The following is a 21,829-nucleotide window of genomic DNA, read 5'->3' on the forward strand; positions in this document are numbered from 1 at the left end:
GGTGCCGGTTACTTGGTGGCGTCACCGATGGTCAGTACGCCAGCCGAGGCCTTGATGCTGTTCGCCACCAGATCCCAGTTGGTACCGGTGGACAGCTCGGCGTTAGTCGGCGACTTGCCGCCGTTGGCGGTGTCCCAGGTGTAGCCCTTGAGGCCCAGGCCGAAGGTGTAGTCGGCCTGCATGGTGGTCTCGATACGTTCCTTGCCGTTGGAGGTCTCGATGTTGGTGATCAGGTCAGAGCCATCCATCACCACCGCGGCGCCGTCGGCCAGGCTCAGCACCTTCTGCTTGTTCGGGGTGCCGGCCTCGTACAGCGCAGGGGCATCGGTGATGATCACGGCTTTGCCGAGGATGTCGACCACCTGCACGCCGGAGAACTGGAACAGACGCTCGGCGTTGGCGAGGTTCTGGCCGACCAGCTTGTGGTACATGGCACCAGTCATGACCTGGGCCACCAGGCGCTGGGAAGCGTCACCGAACAGCGCGTGGGCGTTGTTGATCGCGACGTAGGTCACGCCAGCAGTCGCCGAAACGTCGTTGGTGGCGGTCGGCTGGTTGCCAATGGCACCGGCCAGGGCCGAGATGGCGGTGTTCAGCTGATCCGCCATGATGGCTTCAGACAGGTTCCGGCTGATCACTTCCAGCGCCTCTTCCGGGTTCTTCTGGATCCAGGACAACTGGGAAGGCTCCCACAGGATCGGGCCGAAGCCGCCGGCGATCTTCACCGAGTCGTACTGCTTCTGGGCCAGCGGGGTGGACGCCTGGGCGCCGTTGGCAGCGTAGCGGTCGACGCGACGCTGGGCGCCGTGCAGACCTGCCCAGAACGATTCCTGCAGGAAGTCGCCGTCGATGCCCTGGGTGGTCAGGCGGATGGCGCCGGCCGAGGATGCGTTGAACTTCTCGACATCCTGAGCCAGGGTCTCGATGGTGGTGCGCTTGAGGTATTCGTTGAATACCTTCATGTTCGAAAGGGCCATTGGGCCTCCTTATTCGCTTGCGGTCAGGCCCTTGATGGCTTCCAGGCGTTCAGCCTTGGTTCCACCGAAGTTGCCCTTCGTGGTTTTGTGCTGGCCACCGCCGTTCGGCGCGCCGCCGCCATTGGCGCCGGAGCTCTTCAGGATGTGGTCGCGATGGGGGTACTGCGAGACGAGGGTTTCGAGTGCTTCGTTGAAGTCGGCCAGTTCGCCCGGGCGAGCGCGACTGAAGATCTTCTGGCCCTGGGCGTCGTACGCGACGACCTTGCCTTCCTCGATCTTGAAGTTGCTGCCGAAAGCGGCTAGGACCATGTCAGCGGGAACAGCCATCTTCTCGGCGATGAACTGGGAGCGCGCAAAGCTGCCGCCGATCTTCTCGGCATACAGCTGCTGCTCGAAGGTCTGCGCCTTGCCGTTGGCTTCGTCCAGCTGGGTTTGGAAGGCCTTGCTGATTTCGCCCTTCACCTTCTCGATCTCGCCGGCATCCACCAGCTTCTTGGCGTCGAGGTTGGCGACGATCTCCAGGGCTTTCTTGGCGGCCGCAGCATCTTCGATGCCTTCGAACGCCTTCGCAGTTTTTTCGAAGCTGTCCGCGCGTTCACGGTGCGACTTCGCCTCGGCATTCAGCCGGGTGATGGTGTTGCGAGTGCCGACCGCATCGAAGGCGACGTCCTTGCCGTCGTCATCGGTGTAGACGGGCTTACCATCTTCGATAACTGCGTACTGCTTGCCATCCACTTCAACAGTCTTGAGTTTCATTTCGTCTCTCTGGGCCATCCGGCCTATTGGTGAGCCATCCGGCCCCAGGTCGCCCCGTCCATCCGAACCGCAGGCATGAAAAAGCCCCGCACTGGGCGAGGCTTTGCAATTGCGCGCCACGAAATGGCGCTTTGGTGTTTTGTGGCGCGGGCTACAACATCCGCTCCCGCAGCTCATCGAGCGTCAGGAACTTGCCCTTGTCGTTGTAGAAGTCCTGCAGCTTCAGCTTGTCCTGGCGCAACAGCTTGCCGCGCTCAGGCCCTAGGATCCGATCCTGCCTCGCTGCTGGCTGACGCTCCAGCCACTCCCCGAATGTCGTCTGCTGGGGCGACTGGCCGTCCATCAATGCCATGGCCTCGGAGTCGGTGATGCCAAGCTCTTTTGCGCTCTTAAGCACCGGCCACTTGGATGACCGACAGCAGAAGTGCAGCCTGCCCGGGCCGGCAAGCCATGGGATCTTGTGACCGATGGGCTTGTAGGTACCCAGCGTGTAAGGCAGCCGGTCACGGATGCGGCACATGACCGTGGTCCTGCTATCCAGGATGCTGATCCACTCGACATGGCTTATGAGGACGCTGTTTGCCTCGAATACCTTGTCGCTTGCCACTTCCGCTGCGCTCGATACCGCTGAACGCACCACCGATTCGAGATCACGGCGCGACTTCTGCAAGACGCCGTCGGCATACCGCTCTGCCCTTGTTCCCATGATTGACCGGACGACTTCAGCAGCGTGCTTGCCATTCACAACGCCTGCTCGCACAGCATCGCGGATAGAGGCTGCACGCCCAGACTCAATGCCGGCCAGCCATTCGCTGATCAGCCTGCCCTGAAATGGCAGAGCTCTCGCGGCTGACTGCACCTGGGCGAAATCGGCCGCCTTGATAGGAAATTGATCCTGCACCAGAGCGGGAAGCACGGCCTGAAGCGCGCGGTGCACGAACGACAGCTCGTACCGAATCAGGTCATCGGTCGACTGGGTCAGGGCCTGCCGGACTCGGGCGAACACAGCCCGGTTGATTCCCAGTACGCCGGCCAAGGCCAGCGCTACGGATGCTTCGGACAGGTCTTGGCCGATTCCGTCGATCTCCTCGATGAGCGCGGCTCGCAACTCAGGGTCCTGGCTGTTCAGGATCTTGATGATTTCAACGACCTGGGCATTGCTCAGGTGCGCAAGATCTACCTCATGCCCAATCAGCTCATCCAGCAGCTTCTCGTTGGCCGTCTTCATCACAGCGTACCGAGTGCCGGGCCCTGGGCCTCAATCTTCGCCAGTTCCTCTTCCCAGTTGTATTCGTCGCTGATCACGCCTCGGCGCTGCATCTCGGTGAACAGCGTCTCCTTGCTGATCATGCCGGCATTGGCCATGGACACCAGCGTCGGCAGTGAAACCTCAGGCATGTAGTCCACGTCGAAGTTGCCACGCATCTCGACCGTGCCGCCATCGCCAAGGCCGCGATAATCGGCCATGAACTGGAGCAGCTGCGCCAGGCAGTCGGCGAAGTGGTGCGCCATGCGCGCCAGTGGGGACAACTCCTGCGCCGCCTCCTCTTCCGCCTGGGTGGCGGTCTTAGTGGCCGTTTTGTCCGGCGTCAGCAGCTTGGCCCCGGCCATGCGCATCTCGTTTATCAGGTCCTGCAGTGCGGTTCGTCCCGACTCGACGGCCTGGCCGGTGTGCTCGACGTACTTGAGGTCGCCATCCTTGGGCAGATCGGTCAACTGGCCGGTGCCAACCTTGAACTCTGGCGGGATCACCTTCCCCTGGTTGTCGTACTGGGTCTGGATTCCGATGCGAACCAGGATCGGCACGCGAATAACATGCAGGATGTTGTCCTGGTCGCTCTGGCTCTGCCAGTGCTTCACGTTCAGGTGCGCCAACTCAATCAGCGGCGGCTTGGCCGTCATGAAGCCGGTACGGCCGGTGTAAAAGGTGACCCACGGAATCGCGGTCAGGCTATTGGTGCCGTCCTCGTGCAGCTCCCAGGTACCGCCAGCTGAGGCCAGCTTGCCACGCACGGCCTTGGCCGACCTGCGGTAGGTTCGCCAGGAGCCCGGTTTCAGCACGCGAATCTGGTCGACGCACTTGGCGCCGAACTCGCCGTCCTCCTCCTCGACCACCTCGATGTAGCGGACCATGGTCAGGACACCGCCCTTGGAGCGCCAGCCCAGTACCTGCTCAGGCCTCACCATCACAACGTAGGGGCGCACACCAGCGGCCTGCTCATCGGCCTGGGTCTTCAGCTCTCCCGCTGGCGGGTGATCGACGAAGGCATGGCACAGGCCGTGGCTCAGGCCCTCGGTGAAGAAGCCGACCGCCCAGGAGTTGAGGTCGTTGCCGGAGTGGTCGATGTCCTTTGTCATCTCGACAATGGCCTCTGGCACATCGTCGCCCACCTGCAGCGGCTCTGCGAACACGCGGGAGGTCATGTTGCCGACAGTCTCGGAGTACGCAGGCAGCAGGGTCGAGAGACGCAGGCGCTCCTTGTAGGCCTCGTCATCTTCGGCTGGATACTGCGGCAGCAGGGCCTTCCCTGCGGCCCGCATCACCATCGTCCCACCCATCAGCGGCGAGATCACGGCCCAGTAGGCGCGCATCGCGTCGACAGCGGGCAGCGTGATGCTCGGGTTATCGCTCATGGTCACATTCTCAGGGATTGGCTTGTGGTCGTCGCCACGTTGATCGGGTATCGCTTGGCGATGAAGTAGCCTGCGGCATCGTTCATGTGGTCATGACCCTTCTTCGGGTCCTTGTCGGGTTCGCCATGCTTGTCATAGGTCTGCCGCTCCAGGCACAGCGCCAGCTGTGGGCACTGGTCCATGTTGACCTTAAGCCGGCGTTCGCCGTAGCTGTTCAGCAGCATGGCGTTGACCGAGTTAACCCTGTCTTTGACGCTCGGGTTATGGGCGTCCACGATCACCGTGAATCCGGCCTTGCGCAGCAGGGACAGGTCAGACTCGCTGGCGTTCTTGCTACTGGTGTTCTGACCGCTGGCGTCGGGATAGACCGCTATGCCGTGGCCGGGGAACCTGGCCTTGATCTTCTCGATCATCTCAGGCGTATCGCGCACCGAGTGGAACTCATCTAGGGCCAGGGGCAGCCCGTCGCGGACGACGTAGACCACCGCGGCCATCTTCATGACGTTGAAGTCCATGCCGATATGCAGGGCCTCGCCAGGCTTGATTCGCTCGCTTGTGCGGCTCTCGCTGCGGCTGAAGGTGTAGTAGACGACGCCGGCATAGTTCTCGAAGCTGGCCTCGTACTCCTGGCGGAACGTCCGCGGGTCCATCTTGCGGCGGGCCGCATCCAGCTCCTCGGCCGGGACGTTGCCGCCCTGCAGCGATGTGTAGAGCCAGCTCTTGTGGTCTGGCTCGCCACCGGTCTGGCCGTCGCGGTAGGTGTCGAAGCAGTGATTGAAGCCTTTGGGGGTGCCGATGCGCAGCGCATGGCCTCCCTTGCACTTGCCGACACCAGGCACGAAGTACTCGCAGGTGGACAGCATCGGTCGCAGGACTTCCTCCCAGGCCGCCCACTTGCAGTCCGCCCATTCGTCCACCAGCACGAAGAACAGGCCGGAACCACGCAGGTCGTCGTAGTTCTCCAGGCCTACACATCGGATCAGGTGGCCGCTCTTGAGCGTGATCAGCATGTCCGACTCGTTCGGCTTGCAGTCCCGCCACTCTCGCGGGATGGCTTGCTTCAGCCGGCGCCAGAACACCCGGCGGGCTTGCTTCTGCGTCGGAGCCGCGTACCAGATCTCATCCTCGACGCTCACGCCCCACTCTGCAGCCAGGCGGGCCGCGCGGCGCATCTCTGCCTTGCCAAGGAAGGTCTTGCCGAATCGGCGACCGCATACCGCATCGCGGAAGCGCGCGTTACGCTGGAAGCCCCAAACGTAGATGTTCGCCTGCTTGGGCGTCAGCTTGACCGGCGCCTCATAGGTACGGGGTAGCGGGGGCATTCTCGTCTGGCTCCAGCTTGTACTCAGCAATGGCGTGCTGCTGGTCCGCCTGGGAGCCCAGGGGCTTGTCGGGTTCGATCTTGCGGTTGACGTACATGTCGCCGCATTCCTTGGCCGCCTGCTCGTACAGCTGGGCGGTCAGCGCTAGGTTGCGCATGTTCTCGGCCTTCTCTGCCATTCGGCTCAGGCCGCGCAGTCGATAAGCACGGTTGGCGATCGGGATATCGCTGGTTTCCTCTCGAAACCTGGCCCTGCACTCGTGAAAGTAGTCTTTCCACTTCTGCGCCAGATCGCGCCCCGAGTACTTCGTCGGGTCGTATCGTTCGCACAGCTGCCGGGAGACATCGATCCCGTATTGATCCTTGACGGCCTGCGACACCTGGCTCGGGGTATCGAAGCAGGCCAGGGCCTGAACAATAAAGGCCTTCACCTCATTTTTCAGGGCTGCCATAGGTTTGGGTTCCGTCAAGGGCTGTCAAGGATCAAGCCGACTTGAGCAGACAGGTTCCGCAGGCCCTCGCAATGTTGATCTTGGCCACCTCAGGCGGCCGGCTTGCAGCGTCGATCAGCTGCTGTACGTCGTGGCTGGCACCGTAGCGGCGAACCACACCGACGAACTCCTCCACATCGTGGCCACGCAGCGTCAGGCTGGGCAGCCCGTCCTGGGTGAACTTCGGCGCGCCGTACTGATCGAGCTTCTGGGCAATGTGGTACAGCTCATGTTCGATGAGGGCGCAGAACTCGGTGTCGGAGCACTGGGAGCAGTAATCCGCAGCGAGGGTGATGACGAAGCCCGGCACCTCGCCGAACCAGTCGATCATCTGCTGCTCTTGCCTGGCCTTCTGCCACCCGCCAGTTCGAAACATCACAGCCTCGGCCTGGCCTACCACGGTTCGACCTTGCTTCTCGAAGCAGGCAGACGCCCACAGGAAGCGTAGCGGCGCGTCGATCAGGTGCGCGTGGTCAGGGTTGTGCAGCTCGCCACTCTCGCTGAGGATCGCTGCCTGTACCCATTCGCCCACCTCGGGCGCTGGCTGAAGCCTGGTTCCGAGCATCGATAGCTCGGTCAGCTCAAGGAGATCAGCCGGAGGAACTGGCCTTTCCATGCTGGTCAATCCTCATAGTCCGAACCTTGCCGCCGGTGTAAATATCCCGCTTCATCGCGGCGCGCACAGCCTCTTCGGCACTTGCGCCCATGTCCATTGCTGCCAGGGCATAGGCCGAGCCGCTGCCGATCGCGTCAGGGTTGGCCGGGTCGAGGTCATGCCGCCATACGCCGGTCTTGTCGTCATGGCCTACCATCTGCAGCCTGCCGCCATCCACCACGTAGCCCGAGCACTCGACAGGCACCGGCGATGGCGTGCCGAAGTAGGCCGCAATCAGGGCCTTCTCGTCACACACGGCACCGGATAGGAAGAAGCTGACGCCATCCACGACGGTGAGCTTTTGGCAATCATCGGAAACGATGGAGCCACTGCGGGTCTGGCGGGAGTCGTAGGCAATCACGCCATCCTTGTAGGCGATGGTGGTCATTCAGGATGAACCTCGATCTTGATGCCGCGCCCCACCCAGTAGCTGAAGCGCTCAGGGCATGGCTCTCGGCCAGTCAGCCGGGCCATGACGAGGACGCCGGCCAGGTAGTACTTGAGCCACCACTTATGGCGGCAAGCGATGCGCACGGTTACCGATGCCATTTGGCTGTCCTCGCGCCACGAAACGGCGCATGTCTATTTTGTGGCGCGGATCAATCAGCCTTGCGGGCCGGCAGTTTGAAGTCAGTGACGCGGTCGGCAATGTTGCGCACCTTCTCGACACCGAGGAAGCCGACCCATCCACCTACAAACGTGGACATGCTCTGCGGCAGGCCGAAGAACTCCAGGCCGCTGATGATCGTCAGGGTCAGGCCGCCGCAGATCGCACCCTCGACCAGCATCTGGCGACGGGTGCCACCTCCGTAGGTGATTCGCAGAACAGCCATGGCGCAGGAAAGGCCTGCCGCGTACAGGAGGGGCGAATGCTGGCTCAACCACGCAAGAGCAATCGCCCAGGTGTCTGGTTTGTCTGGCATGTTGGACATACTCGATATCCCCTGAGGGGCGGCAAGAAGAAAAGGCCCGGAGGGAGGCCCTATTCAGGGACCGGGCAAACGTGCGGAGCAGCACATAACGAAATTGGAGCAGATACAGGGACTCGAACCCTGAGCCTCCGACTTGGAAGGACGGCGCTCTAACCGATTGAGCTACATCTGCATGTGTGGGTCTCTCCCCACCTGTCCGCCAAAGACCATCCCAGCGCTGGCACCCTGATGCACCAGTCTCGCCGATCCGATCTCGCGCCACCCATCAGCACAGTGATGGAATGGGTGCGCGGGCTGCCGGTGTTTTTCCGTACACCACACTACCGGCTAGCAGTGTCCAGGCTGTCCCGTTAGGGCCTGCCCTGGCTGCAGTTGCGTTTACTGCTGAAACAAAAATCCCGGCGCTTGGCCGGGACTCTTGAGGCCCTCTTCGGGCAATAAAAAACCCGGCGCAATGGCCGGGTTCTGGTGTATCACTCCTCAACACGCGCAGGAATGACAGGATGGGGATATATTCGGCAATGCGGCAAAGGATGTCAAGCTGCCATCTTCACAAATAGCTCTTCTCGCTCCAGAAGCTCTACGCCAGCGTTTATGGCCTCGCCTACCATTTCCTCCAGGGCCTTGTGGATCTTGCTCCGCCAGTCACGGCGAGTGCGCTCCGGGGTGCCCTTGTTGTCATCCCACAGGTTCATGTCATAGATGTTCGCCTGCAGGATGGCGGAGGACCGCTTTCCGTCTGCTCCAGGCTTCTGCGGCTCTGCCCAGGTCAGCACTGCATAGAACTTGAAGTGCTGGTGTGCGTGGGTGGCGATCACCCGGCCCAGCCCCTTGATGGCATGGCCCCTCTCTGTAGTGTCCAGGGTGTAGCGCGCAATCAGCGCATCCCAGTGCCGCGGCAGCAGGCGCTTGTGAAGCAGGCTGCGATACTCGCAGTCCATCTCGAAGCGCTCCTGGCGACTCAACCCGCCGTAGCCTGCGCATCCCTGGTCAGCGTCGACCCAGGCCGCCGAAGCGGTTTTCCCTTCCGATCCAGCCAGCAGGATGCGGATCAACACGGAAGTCTTGTTCATGCCTGCTCCTCATTCTTGCGGCGGCTTGCGATGGTCTTGGCGCGGACGACGCACCAGGTGGAAGCGATTGTCATGGCCAGCAGCAACAGGCCGGCCGTATCTGCGATAGTCCCGGTCATGCTGCTGCCCTCTTGAGTTCGCGAAGTTTCTGGCGGTACAGGGCCTTGATGGCCTGCAGGTCTTCGATGGTCAGGCGCTGGGGCTTATGAGGCCCTTCGAGCCATTCAACCTGGTCGGCGCCGATGCGCTTCACCAAACGGATGCGGTACTCGACCGCGTTCCCCGACAGGTTCCGGTTGCACTTCACGCACTGGCGGTGGACGTTCAGCGGCTCGAACCGCAGCTCCGGGCAGGCGCCCACCGACCGGTAATGGCCGGCATCCCAACGGCTGCCGGTGATGAGGTCGTGGTCGCTGGGCACCGAGTCGCAGCTGATACACGGCAGTCCGGCGTCGCGCTCGCGGATGTAGGCGTTGAACACCTTCTGCGCTTCGGCTAGATGCTCGCGCCGATCTTTCAGCTTTTCCCGGCGCTCCTTGAGCTCTTCCCGGGACTGCCGGGTGATGGCCTTGGCCGCGATCTTCTGCAGCTTCGGGTCTTTTGCCATTGCCTTGGCGCAGGCGATGCTGCACACCTTCTGTGTGGTCATGGACGGCTTGAAGGGCTTGCCGCAACCTGGCGCCTTGCACTTTTTCGGCTTGATCTCGGCTACGCGCATGGCTCGGCCTCCTGCTTCGGGTAAACCGTCCAGTTGCCAATGCCATTCCATACGCCGGCGCCGCCCATATGCCGCACGCTGCCTTTGGGTGCGCCTAGGACGGTCATGAACATCTCACCCCAGATAATCGGTGCGTACATCCAGCGTGGGCATGGAATAGGGCGGAATCCGTGCTCTTTTCCGCAGGCCCACGCGAACCTCACAAATGAGCCGGCGACGATAGCGGCGTAGATGACTGAACCTATGGCTCGACCAAAGATCCAGAGGTGCAGGCCAAGACCGCACAGGAACATCCACCACGCGAACCAAAATGCGAATCCCTGACTCATGCCGCCTCCTCGCTCAGAAGATCGCTGAACACCACACCCTGCGGCGCGAACTCGGCCACGATGCGGTCGGTGTACTGGCAACCCTGGGCTCGGTCGAATAGGCGGGTCACCGGGAAGCCATCCGGCCCGAACATGGCGCACGGTCCCATCAGGCGAAGCTTCACCTCATACGGCAGGTGGATGAACGACTCGGCCCAGCCGGTGCGGAACTCCTCGCAGCCAGCGCGCACGATCGGCACGCCGAAGTGCAGCTTGCAGTACCGACGCACATCCTCGATGTCGCCCATCTCGGTGCTTTTGGCGATGCGGTCGTACATCGCAAACCACAGGGCGTTTTGGTCCAAGGTGCGGTCCTTGCCCGGGCGCATGCTGACTACGACGAACTTCTTGTCGCGGAACAGGCGGGTGAGCATGGTCACGGCCTCGGAGAGCTTGGCCTGGCAGTTCACAGAGATTTTCTCAGTCATGGTCATTCTCCTTGCCGTGGCGACGGCGGAAGTCAGCCCACAGCAAGCGCATCAGATCCAAGCGCGCGGACTGGAGTCGGTAGCAAGCGATTGGCAGTACGCCCACCACGAGCACGATGAGAATCGACGCCACCAGGCCGGTGGCCGCCATGAAGAACTCAGCCATGGGATGCCTCCTTTCCAGCCGGGTTAGTCAGCCAGTGCAGCGCCAGCGGGCCGCATGTGACGACCATCAGAATGGTCATGGGGCGAAGGCCGCCATCGACAACAACGCCAATGACGCCGTAGAGGGCGCACAGAAACAATGCAACCTGAGTTCTGCTCATTGGGATGCCTCCTTGCCCATGGCCGCCGCATGAATCTTCGCCACGCACCCAGAAAGGTCGTGTTTCTTCTGGAAATACTCGCTTGCATAAGCGCCCCAGGTAGCCACTTCCTCGGAAGCCTCCAGAAGCGCCTTGCGCAGCGCCTCGCTCTCGCGCTGCAGTCGGGAGACTTCAGCGGAAAGAGCTTGTACGTTGTTCGCATTGTTCAGGTCATGGCGCCAAGCCTTGTCGAATTCCTCTTCCATCCGCTCGATCTCTACGATCAGGGCCAGAATGGTCTTTGGCATCGCCACCTGGAGATAATCCTGCACCGCTTTGACTTCATCAGGGTCGGTGCCCACAGCCATCGTGATGTTCACATCGCTCGTGACTGCGTTGGCAGCCTCGGCCAGTGCCTTGAGCTGTGCTTTGTCGATTGTCATGACGCCACCTTCAGGCCAGCTTTCTCCAGCGCATGGATCGTGTAAGAAGGGGTTTTCGAGCACATGGGGTCGGTCACCTTGGCAGCCTTCTCGGCATCGAACACGGTCATGCCGCCACCGCAGGCCACGTAGTCGGCAACCCAGTGCGATGGTGCGCCCAGATCCACCACCACGGCTTCGCGGGAGGCCTGCCAGGCCCACCAGACCATCTCTACCCAGTAGTTGTCGTACATTCCCTGCTCACGCCTGCGCACCTCGTAGAACGATGGATTGGTGAGGAAAGCGCCGTCCCGCTTGAGGAGATGAATGGCAGAATCCATGAACCCTTCGCCGAACTTGGCCACCTGCTCTGCGATGAAGGCTGCCTCGAACTGCTCGCGCATCTTGTTGGTGTCCATCAGTGCTTCTCCTGCATGCGGCGCGGCCTGCTGCTCGGCTATGGGGATGTATTTGCTTCCTGCCGCTTTCCACTCCCTAACCGATCCAGCCGCTCGCGCTGGGACCACGTCGGCGGCAAAGCCATTGCCGGATGAATAACGCACGGCCCTGGCGTGTTCTTCGTGGGTGATCTCCTTGGCCGCCTCGAGCTCGAAGGTGTAATGCGAGGATCCGTCGGGCTTCGTTTTGTCGGTTATCACAACCCCGTCAGGCGTCACTGCCAAGACGATGTGATACGGGCAAAACCGTTCGTGCCAGAAGTCGCCTGGCTGCGGCTCTCGAAGGTGGAGCTCATTCACTTGGTTGTCCGGCTTACTCACACCCCCTCCCCGGCCGGCTGCCCGGCGCGCTTGATGTTCAACTTGGCCAGTAGGTGTGCTCGACACGCGGCTGCGCTCGACGGGACCTGCTGGACTTCCAGCAGGCGGGCCTGCCGTTGGCTTGCATACTCGTCGGCCAGCTCAACCAGGCTCTTCTGGCTGTCGTGGCCGATGCCGGTGGCGATCTTGCCGTCCAGTGGTTCGCCCTCCTGGGCGCGGCGGACGATGATCTCGTAGGCCCGGTCGAATCGACGGTGCAGAGCCTTGTCGGTCGGCTGGGCGGCGCGCAGATCGAACAGGCCGGTGGCTACGGCAGCCAGGCGGACACCTTCGTGGCTGTAGCGACCTTCCAGCGCCTCCATCCATGCGTCATCAGCGGCGGGCAGGCCCAATCGCTCCGGCGACGGCTTGCACCAGCCGATGAACTGGCCAACGCTCGGGGCGAACGGCGAACCGCTACGGCGGCACTCCTCGATGGCGTAGCGCACCTGATTGATGTCGCTGATGCCGGCGTCGATCAGGCCCTTCGTCCAGCTGCGCTTGGCAGCCTTAAGCGCCTTGTCATCCGGCCAGGCCTGCTTGTGGGCTGGGAAGATGGCTTGCAGCTGACGGAAGATCTTCTCCACCACCTCGCCGGTGGCGTCGTCGACCACGCCCAGCGGCACCCCGGCAACCGGCATTGGCTGGCTGACCTGCAGGGCACGTGCAGCTGCGGGAATCATTTGGGTGACGTTCTTCATAGGTCATCACTCGTGTCGTGGCGCCAGCTGGTGTCGCTGAAGTCGGGGCCATTGCGGACAGTGCGGTCCTGCTGTGCACCGGGCAGCACCTTCTCCGGGAACAAGCCGGTCCAGCCGTTGCTGATCGACTGGTTGATCACGGCGTCAGGCGCGTGGTGGCCAGCCAGGGTCTTGGCCTGCTTCGCACAGGTGGTGGCCGTCAGCGGCTTGCGGATCTCTTTGCGGTGCTGGCACCAGTCGGCCCAGGTTTGCTCGCTCACGTTGGCGGGCTTGCAGGTCATCGGGTCAAACTTCGAAGCTTTCTTCTTCGCCGAGGGAGCGGCAGCGACCGTCTGCTCTACTGATTCAGTGACTGGTTCAAAAGAGTGACTGGTTCTGGTGCTTTCTGGGCCTACAGGGGGTGTAGGCTGTGGGCCTACACCTGTGCTTTCTGGGCCTACAGGGGTGCTGTTTTGGCCTACAGGGTTGCGCAGGGTCAGGTAGTACAGGTTGGTTGAGTTGCCCTTTGGCCCTTCGCGGTTTTCGATGCGCACCAAGCCTTGCGCTTCCAAGTGCTTGATATGCTTGCGAACGGTGCTCCGGTCGATCTCGCACTGATCGGCAATGTGCTGGTACGACGGCCAGCATTCGCCCTGATCACTTGCGTTGTCGGCCAGCTTGATTAGCACCAGCTTGCGCAACGGATTACCGACCTTGGTCTTCATGGCCTTGACCATCAGTTCCATGCTCATGGCGACACCTTTGGCAGAACCTGGCGACGACCTTCTGAGTCAATTGCGCTCACAACTCCGTCAGCAACCAGCCGATCCATAAGCCGGCACGCAGGCCCGTAGGCGATCTTGAAATGCCGCTGAAGGGCGGAGATCGAGGCACGCCCCGATTCGCGGACGAACGCTTCAGCCAGCAGTGCCTGGCCACGCTCCTCGTCGTCGATACGCTGCATTAGCGCCGAGACTTCCGGGCTGATTGCGGAGTCCTGCGCAGCCTCGCGGGAGGCCTGCCAGGCCCAGGCGGCAGCCTTGAGCATTGCGGCGGCATCATCGTTGGCCGTGGCCGTCATCTCGCCGAAGCCGAATTCAGCTCGGAAGGCGGCCAGGAACTCGGCCTTCATGCCATCTGGCATGTCGTGGATGCTCATGCTGCACCTCTGGAGACCACCAGGTCGGCAAGCTCAGCGAAGCGGTCCACATACCAGTGAGGCTGCGTCTCGCGCGGGGATTGAGGGCTGGTCAGGTTCTTGCCGTAGCGAAGGCCCTTGTCAGTGATGGCCCAGAACGTGACCGTCTCCTGCTTGGAGTTCTTGCGCTGCATGACCTTGAGCAGGCCGGCCTGCTGCAGGGCCTTGTTGAACGACGCGGGCGACATGCGGATACCGTTGTCTTTTAGCAAAGCGGTCAGGGCCTTGGTTGGCAACGAACTTCCGCCAGCTGCGTCATCCGGCGCATCCACGGCATAGCTGGGCAGGAATTTCGGATCGAGTCCGTTGTTTTCAGCGATCTTGGTCAGCATCTGCATCTGACAGGAGGCAGCGGGCTTCAGCAGGCGTGTGAAGCACTCCATGATGGCGATTTCGCCTATGACCTTGGTACCGTTGGCCATTACCGCCTGGCGCGCCTCGGACTGGCCTTCAAGCTCACGCCAGCGGCGAATTACCTTCATGCGCAGTCCGGCGCTGTAGCCGGTAAGGAGGCAGTCGGTGTGCTCGCGATCGAGCAGATACTCGACCTGCTCGCGGTTCTGCCCGTCCAAGTAGATGTGCTCAAAACTGAGTACATCTGCTTTCAGTTCGGCCAGCATGGCCACAATGTCACGCTTGACGTTGGCGTGACGCTTTCCAGTCAAGCTGGCTATCTCACGCGACGACATCGTGCGCGCCACGAAATCGTGGTTCGAATTTTGTGGCGCGAATGCCACGGTATTGCTTTGGATGGTCTGATGCATATATGATGACCTCACACAAGCGTTACGGATGCAGTACAAGAAGCCGGTCTAGCCACCGGCTTTTTTGCGTCTGCGGTTTGGGTGCTGTTGTTTTCAACGGCAGTTCCTCATGAGTCCCTCAGGGGCTTATTAGCCCTTGCGAAACGACCGAACGTTGCTTCGGCCAGGCTCTGTTCTCGTCATCCGGTTGAGAGCCTCATTGATGATTTGTGCCGCCAGTTGCTCAGGGGTTAAGCCCTTCTGCCTGGCGAGATACGCCAGATCCGAATTGCCCTTCCCGTCGAGCTGGATCTCCAGCTCTTTGCTTTCTGGCACAGGGCCTCCTCGGCCACTTCAGGCCACGTCAGTCTTCGCGTTAAGCTCTTGCATCATCTGGTCGAGACCGCGCTCCAGAATTTCCCTGGCGAGCACTGCCTTCTGCGTGCGCTTGAAGCGAGCCATCGCCGACAGCAGATCGTCGGCAGCCTCATCCAAGCGAACCTTGGTGGGCTTGTTGTGCAGGTGGTCGGGGTCGAAGTACGACACGGTGGGTTCCTTTGTGGTTGAAAGTGGTTAAGCGGCGGAAAGCGCGTGGGTCGGGTTGCTGTCGATCTGGCTCCATGGGAACGAAGGACACAGATCGGCACGATTCACAGCGCCATTCGTAAGCGCCTCAATCTGTAGTGCGCGCTTGGCTGGGACCGTGCGCTCTCCTGAACACCATTGGTTGACGGTGGGTGCCGCAACATTCAGCCGGCGCGCCAATTCCGCCTGGCTGCCCAGCACGCGGGATGCTTCTTTGGCTGCTTCTGCTGATTTCATGAGTTCTCTCCTGGAGATTTACCGATGAATATAAGGCATTACCTTATTTCGTACAAGCCATTGCCTAATCGCGCTAGCGATAGGCCTAATTAGGCAATGCTTACCGGACCAGAATTAGGTGCAGCCATTGATGCTGCGCGGATCGCCAAGGGCGTATCTAAGAAACAGCTCGCAGACGACTTCCAGGTGAAGCCTCCGTCGGTACAGGGCTGGGTGAAAAACGGCCGGATCGACAAGTCCAAGCTGATGGACGTGATCGCTTACTTTTCTGACGTGGTGGGTCCTGAGCACTGGGGGCTTCGCCCTGGCTTCTCCTACGAGAGCATTCAGGACGTCACTTCGGAACCTGTCGCAGAGCCGGCGCCAACTTCAGCTGCCGACATGGTTCGCGCCATGCTCGCCAAGCAAGGCAAGAACTTGTCGGATTCGGCGCGCGCGCAGTTGATTGCAGCCGCCGAAGCGACCGATGATGGAAATGTGATTACCGTAGACTTCACCCGACCTGGCCTGGTCGGAGATGAGGTCCGGATCGCCCACTACGATATCCGGGCTGCAATGGGTGGCGGCCAGCTCCCCCACGACTACCCGGAAATGCTCAAAGACATTCGCGTCAGCCCCAGTCACCTGCGGGAAATCGGCGTCGAGTTCGAAGAGCACTACCACCTGAAGGTGGTCACCGGCTGGGGCCAGTCGATGGAGCCCACCATCAAGCACCGTGACCCGCTAATCGTGAACATCAACGTCCGCGACTTCGTGGGCGATGGGGTGTACCTATTCGTCTGGGATGACCTGCTCTACATCAAGCGCCTGCAGGTGGCTGATGAGGAGCACTACGAGATGATTTCGGACAACCCGCGGCACAAGGATCGGCTGATCCGCCGGGACATGACCTACATCCAGGCCCGGGTGCTGCTGGTGTGGAATGCGCACCTGGTTTGAGGGAAACATAGAAACAATGCGCGTTGGAGGCGCGGCGGATGGCACAAAGTGACTGGGTAGTTTTCGTAGACGAAAGTGGTGACCACAGCCTCGCCTCCATAGACGAGAAGTATCCGATTTTTGCTCTCACCTTCTGCCTCATCCACAAGGATGAGTACATTGATCGACTGTCTCCGAAGGTGAACAGGCTCAAGTTCGACCTTTTCGGGCATGATCACGTGGTCTTCCATGAGGCTGAGATCGTCCGCAAAAAAGGCAAGTTCTCGAAAATGGGGAAGGAGGAGCGTGATCATCTGATGACTCGGCTTTCCGAAATCATCGACGAAACTGCCCTAAATCTCTACGCGGTCATAATCGACAAGGTCGCGCACAAAGCCAGGTATGCCAACCCGGTGCACCCCTACCATTTAGCCATGCAGTTCGGGCTCGAGCGAATTTCCAGGCACATGAATAAGATTGGCCAAGGTGATCGTGAGCTGCATTTCGTGTTTGAGGCACGAGGAAGCAAAGAGGACGCCGACCTCGAGCTCGCATTTCGACGCGTCTGCGACGGTGCGAACTGGAATGGTGACAGGTACCCATTCCAGATTTGCATTGCCGACAAGAGAACCAACTCGGTTGGCCTCCAGATAGCCGATCTAACTGCAAGGCCGATAGGGTTGTCGGTTCTTAGGCCTGATCAGGCGAATCGTGCATATGAAGTCCTGACCAAAAAGCTCGGTCAGTACGGAAAAAAGGTTTTCCCATAAGCCAGAAAAGCGAAAGGCTCCTGAGAATGTCCCAGGAGCCTAGCGCCGGCCGCGTAGTCGCAACCCATTTGGGATTCGCGAAGCCGTAGCATTCGCGCATCCTTTCATAAATTACAACAGATATTGGTTAACCCGTAAAGGTTAACTTAGAAAGGCGCCGCCTCCTCTACCCTCTCTTCCTCCCAGCCCTTCTCCACGACCAGGTCGTCTCGATCATCGGCGCTCTGCTCCTCCCAGCGCACCGTGACGCTCTCGTCATCATTGAACGTCAGGTCCAGCTCCGGCGTTTCAGCCAGCAGCCCCATCACCTCCTCCCACTCCATGTCTCCATCCGTGTCCAGGCGATGGATTGTCACCCAGCGCTGCGACTGCGCGATCGGGTGATTGATCATGGACGACACCCGCAGACCCAGCCGCTCAAGGGCAGTCATCTCTTGGCGCGCTTGTGGGGTCGACTTCTTCTGCTTGGCCATACCTTCCTCCGTTAACTGTACATCCATCCAGTATTAGGCAGAGCTTACCCGAGCCATCGAACGATGCAAGCCCGGAGAGCGGATTAGGCACTTATGAAAAAAGTTAGGCATTACCTATTTACAAGAATTAGGCATTGGCTTATCGTTCATTCCATCGAGGCGCTACACAGCCCCTCGGGAGGCCCTCAAGCCTCACCGCTCTTTCACATTGATGGGAACCTCGCGGATCGATCCCGGCAACGGCACAGCGCGAGCAATAAATTCGATCCCCATGCCAGCTCTGGAACTGGTGAGCAGACCGCATTGCCTCTACCGGCGACCGGCGATCAGACAGCCCCGAAAGGCTGCCCACGACAGGGACAACCCTGTACGGCTGACGAAGGCGAAACGCCTAAACCGAGAGAACGACCCGGGCATGCAATGCGCCCCGCCACCCCGGCGGTAATGGGACAGAACGATTCACTGAAGCACCTGGGCGACCGGGTGCTTTGGGAATCCACTGGAGGAACACAGCATGAGCATCACATTCGACGCGGATAGCGTCAGCGTGGAGAGCGTGGGCCGGAACAGCCAAGTGCGTGTGACGGTTGACGGCAAAGGCAGCGACATTGCCGAGGCGCTGCACATCGACGACCGCCTGCACGACCTGGAGCCGCACGAAATCGTGAACCACGTCGGCGCCGGCAAGCTGCTGGAGACCATGGACGAGGCCGAGATCTCAGAATGGCTTGCCAGCAGCGATGTTGATCCGACCGAATTCCTCAGCGCTATCGGCGAGGAAGAGGTTCTGCGCTGGCTCAACAACGAGTAAGCGCCATGTCAGCCTGACGTTAACTGCCCGATGCCCTGCTCCCCATCGCAGGCTGCATCGGGGCGTGATCTGAATGCGCAGGCTGATGCGCGGACGCATCCGACAACAAGCCGGGTGTTTGAGCTCTGGTAATGACCCTGAGCAGGCGGACACCCCGAGCCGGAGACCAGCACCGGCCAGATCACACCCCGATGCATCCCGCATCCCCTTCTTGAGTGCCGCTGCTATCCCAGCGTGTGATCACCGGAGGATTTGCCATGTAACAGGACAGCACGCCCAGGCCTACCAGCTGGGCACTGCTTCAGAGAGCAATACCTTTGATGAAAGCCCGGGCGACCCTCGGGCTTTCACGCTTCACCCCTTCCCTTCACATACGACCGCATCAGACAGGCTCCAGCCCTGCGCTCTCACGGCGCGCGGTAGGTTTGGTCACCTGCGCTGGAGCCTGCCTCATGCGGTCCAGACGAGGACATCCCAATGTGCAACTGCGCATCTGAAGTCGAAGCCAGAGCCAAGGAAAAGATCGCCACCCAGCTACCCGATGGGGCTCAGTCGCTCACAGTCGAGCTTCAGGGCATGGCGATGATCCTGGGCAAAACGCTGGAGACCAAAAACAAGCTCAACCTGCACGTTGAGTATCAGGCGCCCAAGCGCGCCGGCGGCTTCAAGACCGTCAAGCAGGACCTGTCGATGATCGGCAGCTACTGCATGTTTTGCGGTGAGAAGTACCCGGAGGCGGCATGAGCGGATGGATCAAGTGCAGCGACAGGCTGCCCGAGCTACAGGATGACTCTGTTCTCGCTTACGCCGACGGCACCTCACCGCACGCTGGGCAGAATGCATGGCCGAAGGGCGGGATGGACATGGTGCACATCGAAGACTACTTCGGCGATGTCACCGCTGGCCTGGATGACGCCGGCAACCAGCTCTACACGAAGATGTACTTGAGCAACGGCGTCACCCACTGGCAACCACTTCCAGAACCACCCACCGAGTAACCCACCACCTGGAGGCGACCATGGCTCACGAGCAGGAGCTTTACGCAGACAGCGCCCAGGCGCGCGAGGTCGACCGCCAGATGCGCCTTTTCGGCGATACCAGCTGGTCGGATCACCTTACTTCTGAACAGGCCAGGGCGAACAACGAGGCCTGGAACACCATGATCCGCGAGCGTGATGAACGCCAGCGGGCGGTAAGCCGCCGTGTGCTGAGCGCGGCACTCGACAAGATGGAAGCCATATGCGGCTCAGGCGCCGCCCGGAGGACAGCATGAACAATTCAACGCGTAACGATGTGATCGGCATGATCGAATCTCGCCTTGAGGCCATGGCCAAGGGTTCAGATTCTCTGAGCGGTCGTGCCCGGCTCGAGGGTGAGATTGAAATCGCCATCGACCTGGCGCACCTCACCGGCGCCATCGACCTCCCTCTGCGCAACCACTTTATCCAGCGCCGTGACCGCATGATCGCTCACGATCACCAGCAGTGGGGGCAGCAAGCCCGGAGGTTCTCATGAGCACCTCACCGGTCAAATCGCTGATTGACGAGCAACTTGAGCAGATCGAGCGAAGTCTGGCCATCATCAGCTTCGGGCGCCCCTTCAACGAGGTGATCGGGCTACCTCGTGACTTGCCAGTGGCCAGCCTGAAGCGCCAACTGAGCGCCACTATGAAAGGCCGGCGCATCGCTGTGAGGGTCAGGCCGTGACCCGCCAGCAAGCGCGACGCTGGGCATTCTGGCGCGGCAGCTTCATTACGCTATCCCTGTGCACCGCATGGATGTTGGCCAGCGCATACGCCGACCGCATCACCTCCTGAGGCACCCCATGAACACAACACCCCGCCTGGCCGCCCAGCTCGACTGGATGACGGTCGGTTCGTTCTCGCCTGAGCGGTACCAGGGCGAAGAGCGCAAAGAGTACGAAGAAGAGGCCGCTCGCATTGAGCGGCAGTGGGACAACCAACCGAACTGAGGGCATCCCAATGTTCAAGAAAGCCGAACGTAAGCAGGCAAGGCTACGGCTAGCACTTACCGGCCCATCTGGATCAGGCAAGACCTATTCCGCGCTGCAACTGGCCATCGGCCTGGGCGGCCCGATCGCGGTAATCGATACCGAGCACGAAAGCGCCTCGCTGTACGCCGACCTGACCGACTTCGACGTCATGGGGCTGAGCGCGCCGTACTCGCCGGAGCGGTACATCGAGGCCATCAAGGCCGCTGAGGCCGGCGGCTATTCGACGCTGATCATCGACAGCTACTCGCATGAATGGGTCGGCTCCGGTGGCTGCCTTGAGATCAACGACACGATCGCCAAGCAGCGCTACAAGGGCAACACCTGGTCGGCTTGGAACGAGACGACGCCGCGCCATCGCAAGCTGGTCGACACCATCCTGACCAGCCCGCTGCACATCATCTGCACGATGCGCAGCAAGACCGAGACGGTCCAGGGCGAAGGCAAGAAGATCCTCAAGCTTGGCATGAAGTCCGAGCAGCGTGACGGATCTGACTACGAGTTCACCGTAGTGCTCGACCTCCTCCACGACGGCAACGTTGCCGTGGCCACCAAGGACCGTACCCGGCTCTTCGATCAGCCTGAAGTGATCAGCCCAGAAACCGGCCGGCGCCTCTTGGCCTGGCTGAACGATGGCAAGTCTCAAGCTGATCTCCAGGCTGCGGCACTCGACGACGCCCTGTCGAAGATTCCGATCACAGAAACGATGCAGGAGCTGCAGAGCGTGTTCTCGGCAGCCTATCGCGTCCTCGAGCAGTCCCCTCACCTCCTTGCGCAGTTGAATGCCGCGAAGGACCAGCGCAAGTACGAACTCACCCCTCAGGAGCAATCAGCATGAAAGCCTGCATCTTCGACAGCGAAACCACCGGCCTGAACGACCCTCAACTGGTCGAGGCCGCCTACCTGCAACTGGCTGCCATTCCTGGCCTGCCGGTGGCTACCGAGTTCCTCCAGCGCTACAAGCCGGGCAAGCCGATCGAGCTCGGTGCCCTGGCCACCAGCCACATCCTCGACGAGGAGCTGGCGGATTGCCCGGACCATAAGGAATTCCAGTTGCCCGCCGAGATTGAATACCTGGTCGGGCACAACGTCGACTACGACTGGGGCGTCATCGGAAAGCCAGAGCTCAAGCGCATCTGCACCGCGGCGCTGAGCCGTCGTCTGTGGCCTGACGCCGACAACCACTCGCAATCGGCGATGATCTACCTCCACTACCGCGAGCAAGCGCCAGGCCTCCTGCGCAACGCCCACGCCGCGCTGGACGACGTGAAAAACTGCCGCCTGCTGCTGGTCAAGATCCTCGATGCACTGGCTACTGAGCTGGGCCGCCCGGTGACCGAATGGGAAGAGCTCTGGAGCATATCGGAAGACGCCCGCATCCCGACCGTGATTGGCTTCGGCAAGCATCGTGGGGCCAAGTTCAGAGACCTGCCAGCCGATTACCGCCGCTGGCTGCTCAACCAACCTGACCTCGACCCGTTCGTTCGCAAAGCACTGCAGCGCTAG

At 61.0% G+C, this 21,829-nt stretch carries 38 protein-coding genes and 1 tRNA gene; 11 read left to right on the forward strand and 28 right to left on the reverse strand.

From position 1 onward, the window contains the following. Positions 1-8: 8 nt before the first annotated feature. From GEV39_RS16125 to GEV39_RS16250, 27 genes are all read right to left on the reverse strand, one after another. Positions 9-977: a major capsid protein gene (locus GEV39_RS16125; RefSeq protein WP_013972416.1), complete on the reverse strand. Its 969-nt coding sequence runs from the start codon at positions 975-977 to the stop codon at positions 9-11. Positions 978-986: 9 nt separating this feature from the next. Next, the gene (locus GEV39_RS16130; protein WP_349306022.1) at positions 987-1,853 is read right to left on the reverse strand and encodes a DUF6651 domain-containing protein; all 867 of its coding nucleotides are present in this window, start codon (positions 1,851-1,853) and stop codon (positions 987-989) included. A 31-nt stretch (positions 1,854-1,884) separates the two neighbouring features. After that, complete coding sequence (locus tag GEV39_RS16135) at positions 1,885-2,961, reverse strand: putative phage head morphogenesis protein (RefSeq protein WP_173890390.1); 1,077 nt, start codon at positions 2,959-2,961, stop codon at positions 1,885-1,887. Continuing rightward, positions 2,961-4,367: a DUF4055 domain-containing protein gene (locus tag GEV39_RS16140; RefSeq protein ID WP_173890392.1), complete on the reverse strand. Its 1,407-nt coding sequence runs from the start codon at positions 4,365-4,367 to the stop codon at positions 2,961-2,963. The genes GEV39_RS16135 and GEV39_RS16140 overlap by 1 nt, the downstream gene beginning before the upstream one ends. Before the next feature lie 2 nt (positions 4,368-4,369). After that, complete coding sequence (locus GEV39_RS16145) at positions 4,370-5,689, reverse strand: phage terminase large subunit family protein (RefSeq protein ID WP_173890394.1); 1,320 nt, start codon at positions 5,687-5,689, stop codon at positions 4,370-4,372. Then, positions 5,664-6,140 carry a DUF2280 domain-containing protein gene (locus GEV39_RS16150; protein ID WP_173890396.1) on the reverse strand — a complete coding sequence of 159 codons (477 nt, stop codon included), beginning with the start codon at positions 6,138-6,140 and terminating at the stop codon, positions 5,664-5,666. Before GEV39_RS16150 ends, GEV39_RS16145 begins: the two co-directional genes overlap by 26 nt. Before the next feature lie 31 nt (positions 6,141-6,171). Beyond that, positions 6,172-6,795 (reverse strand): putative metallopeptidase, encoded by a 624-nt coding sequence (locus tag GEV39_RS16155; RefSeq protein ID WP_173890398.1) that lies wholly within the window; start codon positions 6,793-6,795, stop codon positions 6,172-6,174. Then, on the reverse strand, positions 6,770-7,222 hold the full coding sequence (locus tag GEV39_RS16160; RefSeq protein ID WP_173890400.1) for an Ntn hydrolase family protein: 453 nt from the start codon (positions 7,220-7,222) through the stop codon (positions 6,770-6,772). Before GEV39_RS16160 ends, GEV39_RS16155 begins: the two co-directional genes overlap by 26 nt. After that, on the reverse strand, positions 7,219-7,383 hold the full coding sequence (locus GEV39_RS16165) for a hypothetical protein (protein ID WP_012273044.1): 165 nt from the start codon (positions 7,381-7,383) through the stop codon (positions 7,219-7,221). The genes GEV39_RS16160 and GEV39_RS16165 overlap by 4 nt, the downstream gene beginning before the upstream one ends. Before the next feature lie 50 nt (positions 7,384-7,433). Beyond that, positions 7,434-7,766: a phage holin, lambda family gene (locus GEV39_RS16170; RefSeq protein WP_054830717.1), complete on the reverse strand. Its 333-nt coding sequence runs from the start codon at positions 7,764-7,766 to the stop codon at positions 7,434-7,436. 95 nt (positions 7,767-7,861) lie between these two features. Then, a tRNA-Gly gene (locus tag GEV39_RS16175) sits at positions 7,862-7,938 on the reverse strand. A gap of 364 nt (positions 7,939-8,302) precedes the next feature. Further along, a complete protein-coding gene (locus GEV39_RS16180; protein ID WP_060709501.1) occupies positions 8,303-8,839 on the reverse strand; it encodes a hypothetical protein in 537 nt (178 codons plus the stop codon). Beyond that, positions 8,836-8,958, reverse strand: coding sequence for a hypothetical protein (locus GEV39_RS26365; RefSeq protein ID WP_274297664.1), 123 nt, complete (start codon positions 8,956-8,958; stop codon positions 8,836-8,838). The genes GEV39_RS16180 and GEV39_RS26365 overlap by 4 nt, the downstream gene beginning before the upstream one ends. Further along, positions 8,955-9,557 (reverse strand): recombination protein NinG, encoded by a 603-nt coding sequence (locus tag GEV39_RS16185; RefSeq protein ID WP_173890402.1) that lies wholly within the window; start codon positions 9,555-9,557, stop codon positions 8,955-8,957. Before GEV39_RS16185 ends, GEV39_RS26365 begins: the two co-directional genes overlap by 4 nt. After that, on the reverse strand, positions 9,548-9,886 hold the full coding sequence (locus GEV39_RS16190) for a hypothetical protein (protein WP_173890404.1): 339 nt from the start codon (positions 9,884-9,886) through the stop codon (positions 9,548-9,550). Before GEV39_RS16190 ends, GEV39_RS16185 begins: the two co-directional genes overlap by 10 nt. Then, a complete protein-coding gene (locus GEV39_RS16195; protein WP_173890406.1) occupies positions 9,883-10,353 on the reverse strand; it encodes a hypothetical protein in 471 nt (156 codons plus the stop codon). Before GEV39_RS16195 ends, GEV39_RS16190 begins: the two co-directional genes overlap by 4 nt. Further along, on the reverse strand, positions 10,346-10,519 hold the full coding sequence (locus GEV39_RS16200) for a hypothetical protein (RefSeq protein WP_173890408.1): 174 nt from the start codon (positions 10,517-10,519) through the stop codon (positions 10,346-10,348). Before GEV39_RS16200 ends, GEV39_RS16195 begins: the two co-directional genes overlap by 8 nt. Beyond that, positions 10,512-10,679, reverse strand: a complete 168-nt coding sequence (locus GEV39_RS16205) for a hypothetical protein (protein ID WP_173890410.1) — start codon at positions 10,677-10,679, stop codon at positions 10,512-10,514. The genes GEV39_RS16200 and GEV39_RS16205 overlap by 8 nt, the downstream gene beginning before the upstream one ends. Then, positions 10,676-11,101 carry a hypothetical protein gene (locus tag GEV39_RS16210; RefSeq protein WP_173890412.1) on the reverse strand — a complete coding sequence of 142 codons (426 nt, stop codon included), beginning with the start codon at positions 11,099-11,101 and terminating at the stop codon, positions 10,676-10,678. Before GEV39_RS16210 ends, GEV39_RS16205 begins: the two co-directional genes overlap by 4 nt. Next, the gene (locus tag GEV39_RS16215; protein ID WP_173890414.1) at positions 11,098-11,859 is read right to left on the reverse strand and encodes a phiTE_015 family protein; all 762 of its coding nucleotides are present in this window, start codon (positions 11,857-11,859) and stop codon (positions 11,098-11,100) included. The genes GEV39_RS16210 and GEV39_RS16215 overlap by 4 nt, the downstream gene beginning before the upstream one ends. Further along, positions 11,856-12,599 (reverse strand): replication protein P, encoded by a 744-nt coding sequence (locus GEV39_RS16220; RefSeq protein ID WP_173890416.1) that lies wholly within the window; start codon positions 12,597-12,599, stop codon positions 11,856-11,858. The genes GEV39_RS16215 and GEV39_RS16220 overlap by 4 nt, the downstream gene beginning before the upstream one ends. Continuing rightward, on the reverse strand, positions 12,596-13,330 hold the full coding sequence (locus tag GEV39_RS16225) for a phage replication initiator YdaU family protein (protein ID WP_173890418.1): 735 nt from the start codon (positions 13,328-13,330) through the stop codon (positions 12,596-12,598). The genes GEV39_RS16220 and GEV39_RS16225 overlap by 4 nt, the downstream gene beginning before the upstream one ends. After that, on the reverse strand, positions 13,327-13,737 hold the full coding sequence (locus GEV39_RS16230) for a DNA translocase FtsK (RefSeq protein ID WP_173890420.1): 411 nt from the start codon (positions 13,735-13,737) through the stop codon (positions 13,327-13,329). The genes GEV39_RS16225 and GEV39_RS16230 overlap by 4 nt, the downstream gene beginning before the upstream one ends. Next, positions 13,734-14,540 carry a Rha family transcriptional regulator gene (locus tag GEV39_RS16235; RefSeq protein WP_457253071.1) on the reverse strand — a complete coding sequence of 269 codons (807 nt, stop codon included), beginning with the start codon at positions 14,538-14,540 and terminating at the stop codon, positions 13,734-13,736. The genes GEV39_RS16230 and GEV39_RS16235 overlap by 4 nt, the downstream gene beginning before the upstream one ends. Positions 14,541-14,669: 129 nt before the next feature. After that, positions 14,670-14,855 carry a hypothetical protein gene (locus GEV39_RS16240; protein ID WP_029885826.1) on the reverse strand — a complete coding sequence of 62 codons (186 nt, stop codon included), beginning with the start codon at positions 14,853-14,855 and terminating at the stop codon, positions 14,670-14,672. An 18-nt stretch (positions 14,856-14,873) separates the two neighbouring features. Further along, on the reverse strand, positions 14,874-15,065 hold the full coding sequence (locus GEV39_RS16245) for a hypothetical protein (protein WP_012053015.1): 192 nt from the start codon (positions 15,063-15,065) through the stop codon (positions 14,874-14,876). A gap of 27 nt (positions 15,066-15,092) precedes the next feature. Continuing rightward, positions 15,093-15,341 (reverse strand): transcriptional regulator, encoded by a 249-nt coding sequence (locus GEV39_RS16250; RefSeq protein WP_016486618.1) that lies wholly within the window; start codon positions 15,339-15,341, stop codon positions 15,093-15,095. 96 nt (positions 15,342-15,437) lie between these two features. Between GEV39_RS16250 and GEV39_RS16255 the strand changes: the two genes are divergently transcribed. Both GEV39_RS16255 and GEV39_RS16260 read left to right on the forward strand, forming a co-directional pair. Beyond that, positions 15,438-16,280, forward strand: a complete 843-nt coding sequence (locus tag GEV39_RS16255; protein WP_060537455.1) for a S24 family peptidase — start codon at positions 15,438-15,440, stop codon at positions 16,278-16,280. 38 nt (positions 16,281-16,318) lie between these two features. Then, entirely contained in the window at positions 16,319-17,029 is a 711-nt protein-coding gene (locus GEV39_RS16260; RefSeq protein ID WP_060537454.1) for a DUF3800 domain-containing protein, read from the forward strand. A 146-nt stretch (positions 17,030-17,175) separates the two neighbouring features. Here GEV39_RS16260 and GEV39_RS16265 read toward each other — a convergent pair whose 3' ends face one another. Continuing rightward, positions 17,176-17,502, reverse strand: a complete 327-nt coding sequence (locus GEV39_RS16265) for a DUF1654 domain-containing protein (RefSeq protein ID WP_173890422.1) — start codon at positions 17,500-17,502, stop codon at positions 17,176-17,178. A 514-nt stretch (positions 17,503-18,016) separates the two neighbouring features. Here GEV39_RS16265 and GEV39_RS16270 point away from each other — a divergent pair. From GEV39_RS16270 to GEV39_RS16310, 9 genes are all read left to right on the forward strand, one after another. Next, positions 18,017-18,313 (forward strand): hypothetical protein, encoded by a 297-nt coding sequence (locus GEV39_RS16270; protein ID WP_020191074.1) that lies wholly within the window; start codon positions 18,017-18,019, stop codon positions 18,311-18,313. A gap of 477 nt (positions 18,314-18,790) precedes the next feature. Further along, on the forward strand, positions 18,791-19,057 hold the full coding sequence (locus tag GEV39_RS16275) for a hypothetical protein (RefSeq protein ID WP_173890424.1): 267 nt from the start codon (positions 18,791-18,793) through the stop codon (positions 19,055-19,057). After that, on the forward strand, positions 19,054-19,311 hold the full coding sequence (locus GEV39_RS16280; protein WP_173890426.1) for a DUF551 domain-containing protein: 258 nt from the start codon (positions 19,054-19,056) through the stop codon (positions 19,309-19,311). Before GEV39_RS16275 ends, GEV39_RS16280 begins: the two co-directional genes overlap by 4 nt. Before the next feature lie 20 nt (positions 19,312-19,331). After that, entirely contained in the window at positions 19,332-19,586 is a 255-nt protein-coding gene (locus tag GEV39_RS16285; RefSeq protein WP_173890428.1) for a hypothetical protein, read from the forward strand. After that, the gene (locus tag GEV39_RS16290; protein ID WP_173890430.1) at positions 19,583-19,828 is read left to right on the forward strand and encodes a hypothetical protein; all 246 of its coding nucleotides are present in this window, start codon (positions 19,583-19,585) and stop codon (positions 19,826-19,828) included. Before GEV39_RS16285 ends, GEV39_RS16290 begins: the two co-directional genes overlap by 4 nt. Next, complete coding sequence (locus tag GEV39_RS16295; RefSeq protein WP_173890431.1) at positions 19,825-20,019, forward strand: hypothetical protein; 195 nt, start codon at positions 19,825-19,827, stop codon at positions 20,017-20,019. The genes GEV39_RS16290 and GEV39_RS16295 overlap by 4 nt, the downstream gene beginning before the upstream one ends. 118 nt (positions 20,020-20,137) lie before the next feature. Further along, a complete protein-coding gene (locus GEV39_RS16300) occupies positions 20,138-20,284 on the forward strand; it encodes a hypothetical protein (RefSeq protein ID WP_172227661.1) in 147 nt (48 codons plus the stop codon). A gap of 10 nt (positions 20,285-20,294) precedes the next feature. Beyond that, a complete protein-coding gene (locus GEV39_RS16305) occupies positions 20,295-21,161 on the forward strand; it encodes an ATP-binding protein (RefSeq protein WP_173890433.1) in 867 nt (288 codons plus the stop codon). Next, positions 21,158-21,829: a 3'-5' exonuclease gene (locus GEV39_RS16310; protein ID WP_173890435.1), complete on the forward strand. Its 672-nt coding sequence runs from the start codon at positions 21,158-21,160 to the stop codon at positions 21,827-21,829. Before GEV39_RS16305 ends, GEV39_RS16310 begins: the two co-directional genes overlap by 4 nt.

Origin of the sequence: Pseudomonas sp. NY5710, assembly GCF_013305665.1 — a bacterium.
Taxonomy (GTDB): domain Bacteria; phylum Pseudomonadota; class Gammaproteobacteria; order Pseudomonadales; family Pseudomonadaceae; genus Aquipseudomonas; species Aquipseudomonas juntendi.

What these genes read in the sequence shown, in the direction of transcription:
- GEV39_RS16125 (WP_013972416.1), bottom strand. Translation starts at nt 977, where the DNA reads ATGGCCCTTTCGAACATGAAGGTATTCAACGAATACCTCAAGCGCACC.
- GEV39_RS16135 (WP_173890390.1), bottom strand. Translation starts at nt 2,961, where the DNA reads ATGAAGACGGCCAACGAGAAGCTGCTGGATGAGCTGATTGGGCATGAG.
- GEV39_RS16140 (WP_173890392.1), bottom strand. Translation starts at nt 4,367, where the DNA reads ATGAGCGATAACCCGAGCATCACGCTGCCCGCTGTCGACGCGATGCGC.
- GEV39_RS16145 (WP_173890394.1), bottom strand. Translation starts at nt 5,689, where the DNA reads ATGCCCCCGCTACCCCGTACCTATGAGGCGCCGGTCAAGCTGACGCCC.
- GEV39_RS16150 (WP_173890396.1), bottom strand. Translation starts at nt 6,140, where the DNA reads ATGGCAGCCCTGAAAAATGAGGTGAAGGCCTTTATTGTTCAGGCCCTG.
- GEV39_RS16155 (WP_173890398.1), bottom strand. Translation starts at nt 6,795, where the DNA reads ATGGAAAGGCCAGTTCCTCCGGCTGATCTCCTTGAGCTGACCGAGCTA.
- GEV39_RS16160 (WP_173890400.1), bottom strand. Translation starts at nt 7,222, where the DNA reads ATGACCACCATCGCCTACAAGGATGGCGTGATTGCCTACGACTCCCGC.
- GEV39_RS16165 (WP_012273044.1), bottom strand. Translation starts at nt 7,383, where the DNA reads ATGGCATCGGTAACCGTGCGCATCGCTTGCCGCCATAAGTGGTGGCTC.
- GEV39_RS16170 (WP_054830717.1), bottom strand. Translation starts at nt 7,766, where the DNA reads ATGTCCAACATGCCAGACAAACCAGACACCTGGGCGATTGCTCTTGCG.
- GEV39_RS16180 (WP_060709501.1), bottom strand. Translation starts at nt 8,839, where the DNA reads ATGAACAAGACTTCCGTGTTGATCCGCATCCTGCTGGCTGGATCGGAA.
- GEV39_RS26365 (WP_274297664.1), bottom strand. Translation starts at nt 8,958, where the DNA reads ATGACCGGGACTATCGCAGATACGGCCGGCCTGTTGCTGCTGGCCATG.
- GEV39_RS16185 (WP_173890402.1), bottom strand. Translation starts at nt 9,557, where the DNA reads ATGCGCGTAGCCGAGATCAAGCCGAAAAAGTGCAAGGCGCCAGGTTGC.
- GEV39_RS16190 (WP_173890404.1), bottom strand. Translation starts at nt 9,886, where the DNA reads ATGAGTCAGGGATTCGCATTTTGGTTCGCGTGGTGGATGTTCCTGTGC.
- GEV39_RS16195 (WP_173890406.1), bottom strand. Translation starts at nt 10,353, where the DNA reads ATGACTGAGAAAATCTCTGTGAACTGCCAGGCCAAGCTCTCCGAGGCC.
- GEV39_RS16200 (WP_173890408.1), bottom strand. Translation starts at nt 10,519, where the DNA reads ATGGCTGAGTTCTTCATGGCGGCCACCGGCCTGGTGGCGTCGATTCTC.
- GEV39_RS16205 (WP_173890410.1), bottom strand. Translation starts at nt 10,679, where the DNA reads ATGAGCAGAACTCAGGTTGCATTGTTTCTGTGCGCCCTCTACGGCGTC.
- GEV39_RS16210 (WP_173890412.1), bottom strand. Translation starts at nt 11,101, where the DNA reads ATGACAATCGACAAAGCACAGCTCAAGGCACTGGCCGAGGCTGCCAAC.
- GEV39_RS16220 (WP_173890416.1), bottom strand. Translation starts at nt 12,599, where the DNA reads ATGAAGAACGTCACCCAAATGATTCCCGCAGCTGCACGTGCCCTGCAG.
- GEV39_RS16225 (WP_173890418.1), bottom strand. Translation starts at nt 13,330, where the DNA reads ATGAGCATGGAACTGATGGTCAAGGCCATGAAGACCAAGGTCGGTAAT.
- GEV39_RS16230 (WP_173890420.1), bottom strand. Translation starts at nt 13,737, where the DNA reads ATGAGCATCCACGACATGCCAGATGGCATGAAGGCCGAGTTCCTGGCC.
- GEV39_RS16235 (WP_457253071.1), bottom strand. Translation starts at nt 14,540, where the DNA reads ATGCATCAGACCATCCAAAGCAATACCGTGGCATTCGCGCCACAAAAT.
- GEV39_RS16250 (WP_016486618.1), bottom strand. Translation starts at nt 15,341, where the DNA reads ATGAAATCAGCAGAAGCAGCCAAAGAAGCATCCCGCGTGCTGGGCAGC.
- GEV39_RS16255 (WP_060537455.1), top strand. Translation starts at nt 15,438, where the DNA reads ATGCTTACCGGACCAGAATTAGGTGCAGCCATTGATGCTGCGCGGATC.
- GEV39_RS16260 (WP_060537454.1), top strand. Translation starts at nt 16,319, where the DNA reads ATGGCACAAAGTGACTGGGTAGTTTTCGTAGACGAAAGTGGTGACCAC.
- GEV39_RS16265 (WP_173890422.1), bottom strand. Translation starts at nt 17,502, where the DNA reads ATGGCCAAGCAGAAGAAGTCGACCCCACAAGCGCGCCAAGAGATGACT.
- GEV39_RS16270 (WP_020191074.1), top strand. Translation starts at nt 18,017, where the DNA reads ATGAGCATCACATTCGACGCGGATAGCGTCAGCGTGGAGAGCGTGGGC.
- GEV39_RS16275 (WP_173890424.1), top strand. Translation starts at nt 18,791, where the DNA reads ATGTGCAACTGCGCATCTGAAGTCGAAGCCAGAGCCAAGGAAAAGATC.
- GEV39_RS16280 (WP_173890426.1), top strand. Translation starts at nt 19,054, where the DNA reads ATGAGCGGATGGATCAAGTGCAGCGACAGGCTGCCCGAGCTACAGGAT.
- GEV39_RS16285 (WP_173890428.1), top strand. Translation starts at nt 19,332, where the DNA reads ATGGCTCACGAGCAGGAGCTTTACGCAGACAGCGCCCAGGCGCGCGAG.
- GEV39_RS16290 (WP_173890430.1), top strand. Translation starts at nt 19,583, where the DNA reads ATGAACAATTCAACGCGTAACGATGTGATCGGCATGATCGAATCTCGC.
- GEV39_RS16295 (WP_173890431.1), top strand. Translation starts at nt 19,825, where the DNA reads ATGAGCACCTCACCGGTCAAATCGCTGATTGACGAGCAACTTGAGCAG.
- GEV39_RS16300 (WP_172227661.1), top strand. Translation starts at nt 20,138, where the DNA reads ATGAACACAACACCCCGCCTGGCCGCCCAGCTCGACTGGATGACGGTC.
- GEV39_RS16305 (WP_173890433.1), top strand. Translation starts at nt 20,295, where the DNA reads ATGTTCAAGAAAGCCGAACGTAAGCAGGCAAGGCTACGGCTAGCACTT.
- GEV39_RS16310 (WP_173890435.1), top strand. Translation starts at nt 21,158, where the DNA reads ATGAAAGCCTGCATCTTCGACAGCGAAACCACCGGCCTGAACGACCCT.